The organism is Amycolatopsis kentuckyensis, from assembly GCF_041679295.1.
Taxonomy (GTDB): Bacteria; Actinomycetota; Actinomycetes; order Mycobacteriales; family Pseudonocardiaceae; genus Amycolatopsis; species Amycolatopsis kentuckyensis_A.
The window spans coordinates 38694-53191 of sequence record NZ_JBGDMD010000009.1 but is presented as its reverse complement, the minus strand read 5'-3'; the positions used below and the strand labels follow the sequence as shown (position 1 = coordinate 53191).

The 14498-nt window shown below is 69.8% G+C and carries 15 protein-coding genes and 1 riboswitch; of the genes, 6 read left to right on the top strand and 9 right to left on the bottom strand.

Annotation, left to right across the window (positions count from 1 at the left end):
• Nucleotides 1-94 precede the first annotated feature (94 nt).
• Nucleotides 95-2653, bottom strand: coding sequence for an ATP-dependent Clp protease ATP-binding subunit (locus ACERZO_RS34440; protein ID WP_372669863.1), 2559 nt, complete (start codon nt 2651-2653; stop codon nt 95-97).
• Nucleotides 2654-2994: 341 nt separating this feature from the next.
• Here ACERZO_RS34440 and ACERZO_RS34435 point away from each other — a divergent pair, with 341 nt between their 5' ends.
• Nucleotides 2995-3756 (top strand): (2Fe-2S)-binding protein, encoded by a 762-nt coding sequence (locus ACERZO_RS34435; RefSeq protein WP_372669861.1) that lies wholly within the window; start codon nt 2995-2997, stop codon nt 3754-3756.
• 702 nt (nt 3757-4458) lie between these two features.
• Here ACERZO_RS34435 and ACERZO_RS34430 read toward each other — a convergent pair.
• The gene (locus tag ACERZO_RS34430) at nt 4459-5028 is read right to left on the bottom strand and encodes a TIGR03086 family metal-binding protein (RefSeq protein ID WP_372669859.1); all 570 of its coding nucleotides are present in this window, start codon (nt 5026-5028) and stop codon (nt 4459-4461) included.
• Between the two features lie 65 nt (nt 5029-5093).
• Here ACERZO_RS34430 and ACERZO_RS34425 point away from each other — a divergent pair, with 65 nt between their 5' ends.
• Nucleotides 5094-5927 carry a DUF6597 domain-containing transcriptional factor gene (locus ACERZO_RS34425; RefSeq protein WP_372669857.1) on the top strand — a complete coding sequence of 278 codons (834 nt, stop codon included), beginning with the start codon at nt 5094-5096 and terminating at the stop codon, nt 5925-5927.
• A 106-nt stretch (nt 5928-6033) separates the two neighbouring features.
• Here ACERZO_RS34425 and ACERZO_RS34420 read toward each other — a convergent pair whose 3' ends face one another.
• A complete protein-coding gene (locus tag ACERZO_RS34420; protein WP_086674451.1) occupies nt 6034-6384 on the bottom strand; it encodes a histone-like nucleoid-structuring protein Lsr2 in 351 nt (116 codons plus the stop codon).
• A 134-nt stretch (nt 6385-6518) separates the two neighbouring features.
• Nucleotides 6519-8030 carry a lysine--tRNA ligase gene (gene lysS / locus ACERZO_RS34415; protein WP_372669855.1) on the bottom strand — a complete coding sequence of 504 codons (1512 nt, stop codon included), beginning with the start codon at nt 8028-8030 and terminating at the stop codon, nt 6519-6521.
• A 177-nt stretch (nt 8031-8207) separates the two neighbouring features.
• On the opposite strand from lysS, the gene ACERZO_RS34410 reads away from it, so the two are divergent.
• The 3 genes from ACERZO_RS34410 (at nt 8208) to ACERZO_RS34400 (ending at nt 9820) form a co-directional block, all read left to right on the top strand.
• Nucleotides 8208-8960: a class I SAM-dependent methyltransferase gene (locus ACERZO_RS34410; RefSeq protein WP_372669853.1), complete on the top strand. Its 753-nt coding sequence runs from the start codon at nt 8208-8210 to the stop codon at nt 8958-8960.
• Between the two features lie 27 nt (nt 8961-8987).
• A riboswitch (guanidine-III (ykkC-III) riboswitch) is annotated at nt 8988-9049 on the top strand.
• 27 nt (nt 9050-9076) lie between these two features.
• Nucleotides 9077-9382 (top strand): DMT family transporter, encoded by a 306-nt coding sequence (locus ACERZO_RS34405; protein WP_372669851.1) that lies wholly within the window; start codon nt 9077-9079, stop codon nt 9380-9382.
• 33 nt (nt 9383-9415) lie between these two features.
• Complete coding sequence (locus tag ACERZO_RS34400; protein ID WP_372669849.1) at nt 9416-9820, top strand: DUF6640 family protein; 405 nt, start codon at nt 9416-9418, stop codon at nt 9818-9820.
• On the opposite strand, the gene ACERZO_RS34395 is transcribed toward ACERZO_RS34400, so the two are convergent.
• Nucleotides 9781-10656 (bottom strand): SDR family NAD(P)-dependent oxidoreductase, encoded by an 876-nt coding sequence (locus tag ACERZO_RS34395; protein ID WP_372669847.1) that lies wholly within the window; start codon nt 10654-10656, stop codon nt 9781-9783. The genes ACERZO_RS34400 and ACERZO_RS34395 overlap by 40 nt on opposite strands.
• Before the next feature lie 38 nt (nt 10657-10694).
• On the opposite strand from ACERZO_RS34395, the gene ACERZO_RS34390 reads away from it, so the two are divergent.
• Nucleotides 10695-11261 carry a TetR/AcrR family transcriptional regulator gene (locus ACERZO_RS34390; protein ID WP_372669845.1) on the top strand — a complete coding sequence of 189 codons (567 nt, stop codon included), beginning with the start codon at nt 10695-10697 and terminating at the stop codon, nt 11259-11261.
• Here ACERZO_RS34390 and ACERZO_RS34385 read toward each other — a convergent pair.
• The 4 genes from ACERZO_RS34385 to ACERZO_RS34370 are packed head-to-tail and all read right to left on the bottom strand — an operon-like array spanning nt 11258 to nt 14411.
• Nucleotides 11258-12037 (bottom strand): type III pantothenate kinase, encoded by a 780-nt coding sequence (locus tag ACERZO_RS34385; RefSeq protein WP_372669843.1) that lies wholly within the window; start codon nt 12035-12037, stop codon nt 11258-11260. The genes ACERZO_RS34390 and ACERZO_RS34385 overlap by 4 nt on opposite strands.
• Nucleotides 12038-12042: 5 nt before the next feature.
• Nucleotides 12043-12540, bottom strand: a complete 498-nt coding sequence (panD, locus tag ACERZO_RS34380; protein WP_086674446.1) for an aspartate 1-decarboxylase — start codon at nt 12538-12540, stop codon at nt 12043-12045.
• A 9-nt stretch (nt 12541-12549) separates the two neighbouring features.
• Nucleotides 12550-13455 carry a pantoate--beta-alanine ligase gene (gene panC / locus ACERZO_RS34375; RefSeq protein WP_372669841.1) on the bottom strand — a complete coding sequence of 302 codons (906 nt, stop codon included), beginning with the start codon at nt 13453-13455 and terminating at the stop codon, nt 12550-12552.
• Nucleotides 13452-14411 carry a Rossmann-like and DUF2520 domain-containing protein gene (locus tag ACERZO_RS34370; protein WP_372670403.1) on the bottom strand — a complete coding sequence of 320 codons (960 nt, stop codon included), beginning with the start codon at nt 14409-14411 and terminating at the stop codon, nt 13452-13454. The genes panC and ACERZO_RS34370 overlap by 4 nt, the downstream gene beginning before the upstream one ends.
• Nucleotides 14412-14498: the final 87 nt, after the last annotated feature.

Below are 14498 nucleotides of genomic sequence, written 5' to 3'. Positions count from 1 at the left end.
CCAAGCCCCGCGGGCATCGTCTCACGGCCCCCGACAGCAAGAAGGGCGGCTCCCCGCTCAGGGGAACCGCCCTTCCTACGTGCCGCTCAGCCGATCACTCGCTTTCGGCTTCGCCGCTCTGCTCCTCGTGGCCCGCGCCGATGCTGACCGGCGGGGCGTCCGGGACCGACGACGGCTTGCGCTCACCGCGGAAGGTGAACCGGGCCTGGTCGTCCTTGTCCTCGGGGTTGCCGCTCCAGCCCTCGACGTCGACCAGGATGATCTGACCCGGCTCGACCTCGCCGAACAGGATCTTCTCCGACAGCTGGTCCTCGATCTCGCGCTGGATCGTGCGGCGCAGCGGCCGCGCACCCAGCACCGGGTCGAACCCGCGCTTGGCCAGCAGCGACTTCGCCTTCGCCGTGAGCTCCAGCTCCATGTCCTTCGCACGCAGCTGCGTCTCCACGCGGCCGATCATCAGGTCGACCATCATGATGATCTGTTCCTGCGTCAGCTGGTGGAACACGATGATGTCATCGATCCGGTTCAGGAACTCCGGGCGGAAATGCTTCTTCATTTCCTCGTTGACCTTCTGCTTCATCTTCTCGTACCGGGTGCCGGTGTCGTTGGACCCGGCGAACCCGAGCGAGACGGACTTCGAGATGTCCGACGTGCCCAGGTTGGACGTGAAGATGAGGACCGTGTTCTTGAAGTCGACCGTGCGACCCTGACCGTCGGTCAGGCGGCCGTCCTCCAGCACCTGCAGGAGCGTGTTGTAGATCTCCTGGTGCGCCTTCTCGATCTCGTCGAACAGCACCACCGAGAACGGCTTGCGACGCACCTTCTCCGTCAGCTGGCCACCCTCTTCGTAGCCCACGTAGCCCGGAGGGGCACCGAAGAGCCGCGAAGCGGTGTAGCGGTCGTGGAACTCACCCATGTCGATCTGGATGAGCGCGTCGTCCTCGCCGAACAGGAACGAGGCCAGCGCCTTCGACAGCTCGGTCTTACCGACACCCGACGGGCCGGCGAAGATGAACGAGCCCGACGGGCGCTTCGGGTCCTTCAGACCGGCACGCGTACGGCGGATCGCCTGCGAGACGGCCTTGACCGCGTCCTCCTGGCCGATGATGCGCTTGTGGAGCTCTTCCTCCATGCGCAGCAGCCGGGTGGTCTCCTCCTCGGTCAGCTTGAACACCGGGATGCCGGTCCAGTTGGCCAGCACCTCCGCGATCTGCTCGTCGTCGACCTCGGCGACGACGTCGAGGTCGCCGTCCTTCCACTGCTTCTCCCGCTCGCCCTTCTGGCCGAGGAGGGTCTTCTCCTCGTCACGCAGGCGGGCGGCCCGCTCGAAGTCCTGCGCGTCGATCGCGGACTCCTTGTCGCGGCGGACGTTCGCGATCTTCTCGTCGAACTCGCGCAGGTCCGGCGGCGCGGTCATGCGGCGGATGCGCATCCGGGCGCCGGCCTCGTCGATCAGGTCGATCGCCTTGTCCGGGAGGAACCGGTCGTTGATGTACCGGTCCGCCAGGGTCGCGGCGGCGACCAGCGCCGAGTCGGTGATCGAGACGCGGTGGTGCGCCTCGTACCGGTCGCGCAGGCCCTTGAGGATCTCGATCGTGTGCTCCAGCGACGGCTCGCCGACCTGGATCGGCTGGAACCGGCGCTCGAGGGCGGCGTCCTTCTCGATGTACTTGCGGTACTCCTCGAGCGTGGTCGCGCCGATCGTCTGCAGCTCACCGCGGGCGAGCATCGGCTTCAGGATCGAAGCCGCGTCGATCGCGCCCTCGGCGGCACCCGCCCCGACCAGCGTGTGCAGCTCGTCGATGAACAGGATGATGTCGCCGCGGGTCTTGATCTCCTTGAGCACCTTCTTCAGGCGCTCTTCGAAGTCACCGCGGTAGCGGGAGCCGGCGACCAGGGAGCCCAGGTCCAGCGTGTAGAGCTGCTTGTCCTTGAGCGTCTCGGGCACCTCGCCCTTGACGATGCTCTGCGCGAGGCCCTCGACGACGGCGGTCTTGCCGACGCCGGGCTCGCCGATGAGCACCGGGTTGTTCTTGGTCCGGCGGGACAGCACCTGCATGACCCGCTCGATCTCCTTGCCGCGCCCGATGACCGGGTCGAGCTTGCCCTCGCGGGCCAGCACGGTCATGTTGCGGCCGAACTGGTCCAGCACCAGCGACGAGGACGGGGTGCCCTCACCGCGGCCGCCGGAACCGGTCTCGGTGGACTCCTTGCCCTGGTAGCCCGAGAGCAGCTGCAGCACCTGCTGGCGGACCCGGTTCAGGTCCGCGCCCAGCTTGACCAGGACCTGCGCGGCGACGCCCTCGCCCTCGCGGATCAGGCCGAGCAGGATGTGCTCGGTGCCGATGTAGTTGTGGCCGAGCTGCAGCGCTTCGCGCAGCGACAGCTCCAGCACCTTCTTGGCCCGCGGCGTGAAGGGGATGTGCCCGCTCGGGGCCTGCTGGCCCTGGCCGATGATCTCCTCGACCTGCTGGCGGACGCCCTCCAGCGCGATACCCAGCGACTCCAGCGCCTTGGCGGCGACACCCTCACCCTCGTGGATCAGACCCAGGAGGATGTGCTCGGTGCCGATGTAGTTGTGGTTGAGCATCCTGGCCTCTTCTTGAGCCAGGACGACCACCCGCCTCGCGCGGTCGGTGAACCTCTCAAACATGTGCACTCCCTCGACTGCTGCGCCGGCGGCCCGTTTCCATCGTGCTTTCACCGCGATGGATTCAGCACCGTGAGACCACTCTAGTAGCCAACTCGTCGCGCTGGCGTACCGCTGGGGCTCTTCGTGGCCTTTTCCGCACCCGGACGTGGGGTCTGCCGGGTGCTTCCATCTTCAGGTTGCCCTGCACCTTTACGTCAACCCCAACGTGCGGACAGCCACCCGGATTCCGCCGTTCGCGCGGTGTCCGCTCACCGCGAACACTCCGCAAGCTGGGAGTGACCAGGGCGACAGCCACCCGATCGGCGCAATCCATTAGGTTAGGCACGCCTAAGGAGGACGCCATGACGCAGCCGAGCACCCGCGAGACGGCGGACGGTCTCGTGCCGTCCCTGCGGCGGCTCGACCTGCGGCGGGACGTCCCGGAGGGCGGAATCCGCTGTTCGGCCGCCTTGGCCGGTTTCCTCGGCGAGTGGCGCACCCGCCTGACCGCCTGGCTGCGGCGCGAGTACGGCGAGGCCCCGCCGCGGACCGCCGACGCGTACCTGGTCGCGTGGTACCTGCACGTCCCGGCCCGGGTCGGCGCCCTGCTCCTGCACCACGAGCGGCGGGTGCCCTCGCTCCGGCCCGCCGACCTGGCCTTCCGCGTCGGCGACGACCAGCCGTACCCGCACGCGCTGACGGTGCTCGGCGACGGGTTCTGCTGCCTGCCGACCGACCCGGCCTCGGCCACCCGGGGCGCGACGGTGGTCCGCGACGAGCGCGCCCTGGCGGCGGTCCTCCGGGCCCGCTACACGGCACACGCGGCCGAGTTCGTCCAGGCGTACGGGACCCAGAGCCCCTTCGGCCGCCGGACGCTCTGGGCCGCGGCGACGGACGCCCTGGAGAGCGCCTTGTGGGGCGCGGCCCGGACCCCGGAGGCCGAAGGCGCCGCCGTCGCGGACGCGGCCCTGGTGCTCGACGCGCGGTACCCGCCGCTGACGTCCGCCTCGACGTTGCGCCTGGAGAACCGGCAGTGGACCCGGCGGCGCGAGAGCTGCTGCTTCTCGTACCTGCTCCCGGCCGAGTCCGAGTGCGACGGCTGCCCGCGCACCTGCGCCCGGTAGCCCCAGCCCCCTCAGACGGCCCCCGCTCGTCCCTGGCAGGGCTCCGGCAAAGTCGGATCGGTGCGGCCGGTCCGGCGGCCGGTGACGTCATGGCCGAGTCGTTTACCTCGCCGGATGCGATGAACGATTCGTTGATGACCACCGAAGCCCAGCGTTCCGCGGGCGGTGGTGCCGGGCGGGAACAGCTGTCCTGCCAAAGCCCTTCCGGCACCCCGAAGCTGTCATGGTGACTACGGCCGGCAACACCGCGTCAAGGCGGGAAAGATGCCTTGACCCGGCGCTGCCGGCCGTGTTCTGGCTTCGGATCGGGGTGCGGGGGGAGTCTGGGTTCTCGTCGGTGTCTGTTCTCGGGGGCCTCCCGCCTTTGGCGTCGGCTTTTGTGGCGTGGCGAGGCGGTGGGTAGTCAGTCGTGGAGGTGGCGGTTGGCGGATGGCATGAACGAGTCGTTCGTCGCGTCCGCCGTCAGGGTCCCGGCATAGTCGGATCGGTGCGGCCGGTCCGAGGGCCGCCGAAGCGCCTCTTCGGCCCGGCGTTCGCGGGCGGTCGTGCCGGGCGGAGCATCGCCCCACCCGACTTTGCCGGAGCCCCGCCCTTCCCTGGGGGGCGTCCCCGTTCCAGTCTATCGGCGGCCCCCGACAAAACCGGCCGATCACCGCCCGAGCACCGCAGTTGTCCACATCCGAGCACCTCTGTGGACAACCGTCAGGCGGTCCAGGCCGGGTCCCGCCCGGAAGCGCCGAGAGCCCGCTCCAGCGGCGAAGCGCCCTCCGGCACCGCCACCGCCTCCCCGTAGACGCCCATCGACCGCGCCTGCTCGCCCATGGCCACCGCGGACTCGTACACCGCCATTGCCGCCTCGGGGGCGCACCGCAGCTCCTGCCCGCTCGCCCGGGCGAGGTCCCACCCGTGCAGGACGAACTCGCCCAGCACCATGTCGCCGACCACCGCCGCCGGGAGGGGCGAGGCGCCGAGCGCCGTCATCCCCTCCCACGCCGAAGGCGTGCCGAAAACGTCCACCAGCGTCTCCGTCTGCTTCTCCAGCGCCGCGCGCCAGTCCGCCGTCACCAGCCCCGCCGCGCCCTCGGTGGCCGACGGCTCCGGCGGGGCCTCCCGACGCCCGGCGGCGACGAGCCACGGGCCCCAGTACAAGAGGTGGTTGAGCAGCCCGCGGACGTCGTAGCCCGCGCACGGCGTCGGGGCGGACAGGTCGTGCGCCGCGTGGGCGACCCGGAGGAACTCGGCCGCGGCGGGCCGGAGGTGCGAAGCGGTCATCCCGCGATCCAATCGGGGGCGCCGCCGGGCCGTCTTGAAGGAACGCGACAGCTACCGTGGTCCACGTGGGCGAGCACCGGATCCCGCGCGGCATCGTGGCCGAGGCCACCGCGCGCACGATGTTCACGCTGAACCGATACGCGCCCGCGCCCGAGCTGGCGGAATTCGTCGACTACCACTGGGTGCTGCACTGGGACCTGCGCGGCAAACCGGCCCACGACCAGCGCGTCCTGCCGAACCTCGCGGTGCACGTCACGTTCTTCCCCGGCGCGTCCGGCGTCCACGGCCCGGCGCACGACGTCTTTTCCCACCGCCTCGAAGGCCGCGTCCAGGGCTTGGGTGTGCGTTTCCGCCCGGGGTGCTTCCGCGCGTTCCTCGGCGCCCCGGTGAGTGACATCGCCGACCGCGCTGTCCCGCTCGCGGACGTTTTCGGACGGAAGGCGATCGACGCCGCGGAATCGGTGCAGAACGCGGCCGGCGACGCGCAAATGGTCCACGCGATCGACAACTTGCTGATCGCAAATCCCGTCGAGCTCTCGCCGGCCGCGCGACGGGCCGCCGAGGCCGTGGAATCAATCGCGCGCGACCCGGGAATTACCCGGGTGGCGCAACTGTGCGCGGATACTGGACTAACCACCCGGTCCGTACAGCGGTTGTTCGCCGAACACGTCGGCTGCACCCCCAAGTGGGCGATCCGGATATACCGGCTCAACGACGCCGCGCGGCGGATCACCACCGAAGGTGAGGCGGATTACGCCGGACTGGCGGTTCGGCTGGGCTATAGCGACCAGTCGCACTTCATCCGCGATTTCCGCGCCGTCACGGGTCAGCCGCCCGCGGAGTACGCCCGGACGGCGCGGGCGGACAGCGAACGGACACCGGACAACGATCGGACATGAAGAAAGCCGCCGGGCGAATTCGCCCGGCGGCCTCGGCTGTACCCCGCTTCGAGGAGTTTCCGGCCGGCCCGGTGACCTGCGTGCACCCGGACCGGCGGAAGCGTCCTCAGTTCTTCTTGTGGTAGGCGTCGACGACCTCGGACGGGATCCGGCCCCGGTCCGAAACCGCGTAACCGTTCTTGCGCGCCCACGCGCGAATGGCCTGGTTCTGCTCGCGGTCGACGGCCGCCGGCCGGGACGGGCCCTTGCCCGCGACCGGACGCACCGAAGCGCGCTTGCGGCCACCGGCGCGACGCGCGTGCTCGACGTACTGGGCGAGTGCGTCCCGCAGCTCCTCGGCGTTTTCCGAAGAGAGGTCGATCTGGTAGCTGACGCCGTCCAAACCGAACTCGACGGTCTCTTCCGCCTCGCTGCCGTCCAGGTCGTCGACCAGCGAGACGAGCACCTTCTGTGCCATCCGATTCCTCCTGCGGGGACTTGCGCAATGATCTGGTTACGGGGCGAGCCCCGGACAGAAGACTTTGTCTAGAACATTAGTACCCGCTTCTGGAGGACAGCGCAAATCTCATTGCGGTATACGACACCGCCGGGTTATTCAGGTCGCACGAGCGGGAAGAGGATCGTCTCCCGGATACCGAGACCGGTCAGCGCCATCAGGAGCCGGTCGATCCCCATTCCGACACCGCCGCTGGGCGGCATTCCGTACTCCAGGGCACGGAGGAAATCCTCGTCGAGCCGCATGGCTTCGCTATCGCCCTGCGCGGCCAGCCGGGACTGTTCGGTGAGCCGTTCCCGTTCGACGACCGGATCGACCAGCTCGGAGTATCCGGTGGCGAGTTCGAATCCGCGCACGTAGAGGTCCCACTTCTCGGCGACGCCGGGCCGTGAGCGGTGCTGCCTGGTCAATGGCGACGTCTCCAGCGGAAAATCACGCACAAACGTGGGGGCGTGCAGGTGATCTCCGACGAGGTGTTCCCACAGTTCCTCGACGAGCTTCCCGTGCCCGAGCTTCGGATCCACTTCCAGGCCCCTGGCCTGCGCGAATCCGTGCAGTTTGGCGGCGGGCGTCTCCGGCGTCACCTCTTCGCCGAGGGAATCGGACAACGACTCGTACATTCCGAGTGTGGTCCATTCGCCGGACAGGTCGTACTCCGAACCGTCGGGCAGGGTGACGACCTGGGTGTCCAGCACCGCCTGCGCGGCCTCCTGGATCAGCTCGCGGGTCATCACCGCATTGGTGTCGTAGGTGGCGTACGCCTCGTAGTACTCGAGCATGGCGAACTCCGGCGAGTGCGAGGAGTCGCTGCCCTCGTTCCGGAAGTTGCGGTTGATCTCGAAGACCTTTTCGATGCCGCCGACGACGCAGCGCTTGAGGTAGAGCTCCGGCGCGATCCGCAGGAACAGCTCCATGTCGAACGCGTTCGAGTGCGTGACGAACGGGCGGGCCGCGGCGCCGCCGTGCAGCGTCTGCAGCATCGGCGTCTCGACCTCGGTGAACCCGCGGCGGTGGAACGACTCCCGCAGCGACCGGACCACGCCGGCGCGCGTGCGCACGACGTCCCGCGCACGCGGGCGCATGATGAGGTCGACGTAGCGCTGGCGGATCCGGGTCTCTTCGGCCAGGTCCTTGAAGGCGTTGGGCAGCGGGCGCAGCGCCTTCGACGTGATGCGCCAGGCGTCGGCCATCACGGACAGCTCGCCGCGCTTGGAGGTGATGACCTCACCCTGCACGAAGACGTGGTCGCCGAGGTCGACGTCGGACTTCCACGCCGCCAGCGCGTCCTCGCCGACCTTCGCCAGGCTGATCATGGCCTGCAGCTCGGTGCCGTCACCCTCGCGAAGGCTCGCGAAGCACAGCTTGCCCGTGTTGCGCAGGAACATCACCCGGCCGGTGACGCCGACGGTCACACCGGTGGCGGTGTCGACGGGCAGCCCCTCGTGCGCCGCCCGCACCTCGGCGAGCGAGTGCGTCCGGGGTACCTCGACCGGGTAGGGATCGATACCCTCCGCGAGGATCCGGTCGCGCTTCTCCCGGCGCACCCGCATCTGCTCGGGCAGTTCGTCTTCGGCGGGCACGCTGGTGGAAGCGGGGTTTTCGGTCATGGCCCATAGGGTACGAACCCGGCTGTGCGCTACGCCAACCGGATTACCTTTCCTTTCCGTCCATACTGCGTCGTTCGTTACCGATCCGGCTACAGTCACGGCCGACGGCTTTCGCAGCGACGGTTGCTCGCCGCTCGAGGGACGGCCTACTTCCGGCCGGATCGGTAACCTGGCCCCGTGAGTGATCCCACGCGCGCCCGCCGGGCGGCTTCGTTCGGCAGCCGAGCCGCCGCGTACGCCGAGCACCGGCCCGGCTACCCGCGGGAAGCGATCGAATGGGGCCTTTCGGGCGCTCGCGAGGCACCGCGGCGCGTACTCGACCTGGGTGCCGGAACGGGCAAGCTCACTCTCGGCCTGGCGGAACTCGGGCTCGACGTCACGGCGGTCGAACCCGACCCGGAAATGCGCGCCGAACTGGGCCGGGTGGTGCCGTCGGCGACGTCGCTGGCGGGCCGCGCGGAACGGATCCCGGTGCCCGACGCGGCCGTCGACGCGGTTTTCGTCGGCCAGGCGTTCCATTGGTTCGACGTCCCGGCGGCGATGACGGAGATCGCGCGCGTGCTGCGCCCGGGCGGCGTACTGGTCCCGATGTGGAACTACGAAGACGAATCGGTGCCGTGGGTGGCGAAGTTCACCGAACTCGGCCGCGAGGGCGCCCGCCGCCCGGCGTCCACGGAGGATTTGCGCGACGTGGCGCACCCCGAGTTCGAGCCGTTCGAAAGCGACCGGTTTCGCCATGTGCAACGGCGCACGGCGGAGAGCCTGCTGGAAACGATCGCGACGTATTCGATGGTGATCGTGTCGGCACCGGAGGAGTCGACGGCGCTGCTGGCGACGCTGCGCGAGTTCCTGGCGTCGAATCCGGCCACGGCGAGCGGCGAGTTCGACCTGCCGTTGATTACGTGGGGCCTGCGCGCCCGGCGCCGGTGAGACATTTTTTGTCATGCTAGCTTCGGAAGGGACGTCGCCCGACGTCCCGGACGAGCGCGTCGTACCCGGTCAGGACAAGACGGCGCAGTGTGAACAAGCACTGCGAAAGGGTTTTCATGTCCTGGTTGGTCCTGATCCTGTCCGGAATCCTGGAAACGGTCTGGGCGGCGGCGCTCAAGGGGTTCTTCAAGCCGGCTTCGGTGGCGACGTTCGCGGTCGCACTGGTACTCAGCATGAGCGGACTGGCGTACGCGCTGCGGGAGATCCCGCTGGGGACGGGGTACGCGGTGTGGGTGGGCATCGGGACGATCGGCACGGCGCTGTACGGGATGCTCGCACTGGGCGACTCGGTGACCGCGGCTCGGTTGACGTGCTTGGGGTTGATCGTCGCCGGTGTGGTGGGGTTGAAGATTTTGCATTGACCTCGATCAAGCTGGAGGTTCCATACTGCGGGGATGAGCCGGAAATCGTTGGGCCGCACCCTGATCTCGCTGACGTCACTCGTGACCGCGGTCGGCCCCTACCGGGCCGACTGGAACGAAACCCACGTGCACAACCCCGCTTGGCCGCCGCACGCGAAGTTCCACAACGGGCAGACCATGAGCCTCGGGCTCGCGCTCGGCGTCACCAGCCTGTGGCAGCTGTGGCGCGCACCGACCCGGGCCAGTCTCGACGCCGGGGCCGCGTTGGCCTCGCTGTACTGGCTGACGCAGATCTCCGCGCTGGCCTACCCCGGCTCGAAAGCCGTGGACCCGCCGGGCGAAGACAAGTTCCCCCAGGCCAAAGTGGCCTTCCCGGCCCTGGCGGTGACGGCACTCGGCTACGTGCTCGAGCGCCGAAGGCTGGCCCGCGGAAAGTAAGGCCGCAGAGTCGCCGCGGTGACCCGATCCAGCAGCCGGTCCGGCAAAACCCGCACCAATCGCGTCAAAAACCCCGCGTCCCGGCCGATCGTGTACCGCGTCCGCGGGCGCCGGATCGTGGCCGCGTCGGCCACGATCCCGCCCGCCTTCTCCGCCGGCATGCCCGCCCGCGTGAACCGCAACGAATGAGCGACCACGGCCTCGACGAGCCCGCCGTACCGCCGCTGATGCTCCGCGCTCATCTTCGCGGCGAGCCCGGTCGCCGTGGCCGCGCCTCGCGAGCCCATCTCAGTCCGCACCGCGCCCGGCTCGACCACGACCACGTCCACGCCGTGCGGGGCGAGTTCCCGGCGGAGTGCGTCACTGACCGCCTCGAGCGCGAACTTCGTCCCCGCGTACGGCCCGTAAGTCGCCATCGCGACCTTCCCACCCACCGAGCTGATGTTCACGATCCGCCCGCTGCTGGCGTGCAGGAACGGCAGCAGCGCCTGCGTCACGGCGACCTGCCCGAACAAGTTGACGTCGAACAGCCGCCGCCACTCGTCGAGCGGCAAGGTCTCGACCGGCGCGTTCACCGAGATGCCCGCGTTGTTGATCAGAGCGCGCAGCGGAAACTCCGAAGCAGCCACCTGCGAAGCAAGAGAAGCAACGTCCGACGGCCGCGTGATGTCCAGGATCACCGGCGAAATGCCCTCGGCCCGGATGGCGGAAGCGTCAGCTTCACGGCGGACGCCCGCCAAGACGTGGTAGCCGCGAGCGGCGAGCGCGCGGGCAGTCGCCAAACCCAGCCCCGTCGAGGCACCGGTGACGACCATGAGTTCATGTGACGCTGTCATACGAACCACTGTCCAGAACTCATGTGACAATGTCAACCATGACGACCCGAGCGGAAAGCGCGGCCGCGACCCGGAACGCCCTCGTGCGCGCCGCGGCGGAGCTGCTCGACGAGGGCGGACCCGACGCCGTGACGCTCCGCGCGGTGGGTGCCCGGGCCGGCGTCTCGCGCGGCGCGCCGTACGGGCACTTCGAAGACAAGGCGCACCTGCTGACCCAGCTCGCCGTCGACGCCTGGAACTCCCTGGCCGACGACGTCGAACAGCTGCGCGCCGAGCCGGACGCGACTCCGGCCGAGACGCTCGAACGAGCGCTCCTGGCCCTCATCGGGCTCGGCCGGAAGCAACCGCACCTGTACGCGCTGATGTTCAGCACCCCGGCCGACGCCCCGGACGCCGCCGCGGCCGCGAGCCGCGTCGAGAACCAGTACCTCGACGCCGTCGCCGCCTTGGTCGGGGACGCCGACGCCCGCCGTTACGGCGCCCTGCTCATGTCGAGCGCGCACGGCATCGCCGGGCTCGAACTCACCGGCCACCTGGCCGAGGAGAAGTGGGGCGTGGACGGCGAAGAACTCGTGCGCACGCTCGTCACCGCGATCAAGACCTAAGGGCGGATATTCCGCTCGTAGACCAGCCGCAGCCCCAGCAGCGTCAGATCCGGGACGTGGTCGGTGATCGTCTCCGACTCGCTGATCACCAACGGCGCCAACCCGCCGGTCGCCAAGACCGCGACCGGTTCCGTCCCGTTCGGCGACAGCTCGCGGACGATCCGCCGCACCAGCCCGTCCACCTGCCCGGCGAACCCGTAGAGGATCCCCGACTGCAGGCACTCGACCGTGTTCTTGCCGATCACCGACCGCGGCGGGACCAGCTCGACCTTCCGCAACGCCGCCGCGCGCAACGCCAGCGCGTCCACCGAAATCTCGATCCCTGGGGCGAACGCGCCGCCGAGGAACTCGCCGCGCGCCGAGATCGCGTCCACATTGGTCGACGTGCCGAAGTCGACGACCACGCACGCCGTTCCACTGTGGAGGTGGTGCGCGGCCAGCGTGTTCGCCAGCCGGTCCGCGCCCACCTCCTTCGGGTTGTCCACCAGCAGCGCCACACCCGTGCGGACGCCCGGCTCCACCACGATCTTCGGCACGGCGGCGTAGTACCGCGTCAGCATCACGCGCAGTTCGCGCAGCACCGCCGGCACCGTCGACAACGCGCTGATGCCCGTCACGGAATCCGCGTGCGGGCCCAGCAGGCCGCGCACCGTCAACGCCAGCTCGTCGGCCGTGATGCGCGCGTCCGTCCGCATGCGCCAGTCGCCCACCAGGTCGTGGCCGGACCAGAGCCCCAGGACGATGTTCGTGTTGCCGACGTCGACGGTGAGCAGCAAGCGCGTCAGCTCTCGGCGTGCAGCAACGCGTCGAGGCGGCGGGCGTCGGCCGTCTCCGCGACCGGGAACACCGCCGTCTCCTCCTCCGGCGGCAGCGTCACCGTGCCGGACAGCAGCCCCGATCCCTCCGGCGCGTAGCCCGGGTCGGCGTGCCGGTGGACGATCCGGTTGTCCGCGTCGACGAACACCACGCGCGGTTCGTACGTCGCGGCTTCGGCGTCGTCCATCTGCCCGTAGGAGATGAGGATGACCAGGTCGCCCGGGTGCACCAGGTGCGCCGCGGCGCCGTTGATGCCGAGCACGCCGCTGCCGCGTTCGCCCTTGATGACGTAGGTCTCCAGCCGCGCGCCGTTGGTGACGTCCACAATGGACACCTGTTCGCCCGGCAGCAGGTCCGCGGCCTCCATCAGGTCCTCGTCGACCGTCACGGAGCCGACGTAGTGCAGGTCGGCCTGGGTCACGGTGACGCGGTGGATCTTCGACTTGAGCATGGTGCGGTACATAGTGGACTCCTATTCCCCTGCGTCCAGCCGCTCCGGGTGCTCGACGGCGGCGCCGAGCAACACCGGAACGTTGTCGATCAGCCGGGTACTCCCCACCCGGGCCGCGATCAACAGTCGTGCTTCACCATCGACGGGCGCGGGCCCGAGGTCGGTTCCCCTCAACTCCAGGTAATCCACCTCGACCGCGGGCCGCGCGGCGAGGGTCTTCCACGCGGCCTCGAGGACCGCCTCCGCACCGTCGCGCCCGACGAACGCGCCCGCGGTGAGGGCGGCCGACAGGACGACGGCGTCTTCACGCTGCTCGGGCGTCAGGTAGACGTTGCGCGACGACAGCGCCAGCCCGTCGCGCTCCCGCACGGTCGGCACGCCGATGACGTGCGTGTCGATGTTCAGGTCGCGCACCATCCGCTTGATCAGGACCAGCTGCTGGTAGTCCTTCTCCCCGAACAGCGCGTAGTCGGGCCGAAGCAAGTTGAACAGCTTCGCGACGACCGTCAGCACGCCGGCGAAATGGCCGGGCCGGACAGCGCCCTCCAGCTCGTCGCCGAGCGGACCCGGGTGCACGGTCACGACCGCGCCCTCGCCGTAGAGGGCGTCGGCACTCGGCGTGAACGCGATTTCGACGCCGTCCTCGCCCAGGACGGCCAGGTCGGCCTCCAGCGGCCGCGGGTAGGCCTCGAAGTCTTCGCCCGCGCCGAACTGCAGCGGGTTGACGAAGATCGAGGTGGCCACGACGTTGTTCGGCAGCCGCTTGGCGCGGCGGATCAGCTCGCGGTGGCCGGCGTGCAGCGCACCCATGGTCGGGACGAGCGCCAGCTTGCGGCCGACGCCGTGCAGGGCCTTGCTGACCTGGCTCATCTGCTCCGGCGACGCGAACGTGTTCAACGTGCCGCGGCTGAATTTCGGTGTGGTCACTGGTCTTGCTGCCCTTCGGCGGGATCGTCGAGGAGTTCGGTGAGGTCTTTGGCGGCCGCGGTGTCCAGCAGCCCGGCAGCCGAGGAACGCGCCACCGTGCGCCTGGCCAGCGCGCGATAGGCCGGCTCCACCTCCGGCGCCCGGTCCGCCAGCACCGCGAGGTGCTTGCGGACGGTGCCGAGATCGCCACGCGCGACCGGCCCGGTGAGGGCGCGGTCGCCGTGTCGCAGCACATTATCCAACGCCGCCGAAAGCAGTGGTGCCACCAGGCGCTCGGAATGCCCGATTCCCGCTTCCCGCAAGACTTCCGCGCAGTCGGCGACCAGCGTCATCAGGTGGTTCGCGCCGTGGGTCAACGCAGCGTGGTAGAGCGCTCGCGCGGAGTCGGGGATGCGCACCGGCTCGGCACCCATCTCGACCGCGAGCGCCTCGCCGACGTTCCAGGCCGCCTCGTCGTCGGCCGCCGCCGTGACGCCGATGCTGCACGCCGCCAGCCGCTCGAGGTCCTCTTCGCGGCCGGTGAACGTCATCACCGGGTGCAGCGCGAGCGCCAGCGCGCCGGCCTCGGCCGCGGGGGCGAGCACGTCGATGCCCTGCGCGCCGGAGGTGTGCACGACGATCTGGCCGGGCCGCAGCGACTCGGTCGCGACGAGCCCGCGGACCATGCCGGCCAGCGCGTCATCGGGGAGGGCGAGCAGCACCAGGTCCGCCTGGCGGACGGTTTCGTCCGGCGGCAGCAGGGGCACGTCGGGGAGGAGGCGTTCGGCACGGGCCAGCGACGCGGCGGACAGCCCCGACGCGGCGACCACGGTGTGCCCCGCCCGGCCCAGCGCGGCACCGAGCACACTGCCCACCCGGCCGGCGGAGACGACGCCGACCGCCAGGCGAGCGGGCCTCATCATGGCGTGCGCCTGTGGACGCTCATGGTTGGCAGACTCCCTCTGCTCTCGTTCCAGTCCCTTTCCGGGTACCGGACGACGGCGCGAGACTAACTCGATTGAGCGGGAAGCGTTGAGCCCGGGTGACCAGCTTCACCCGGACCG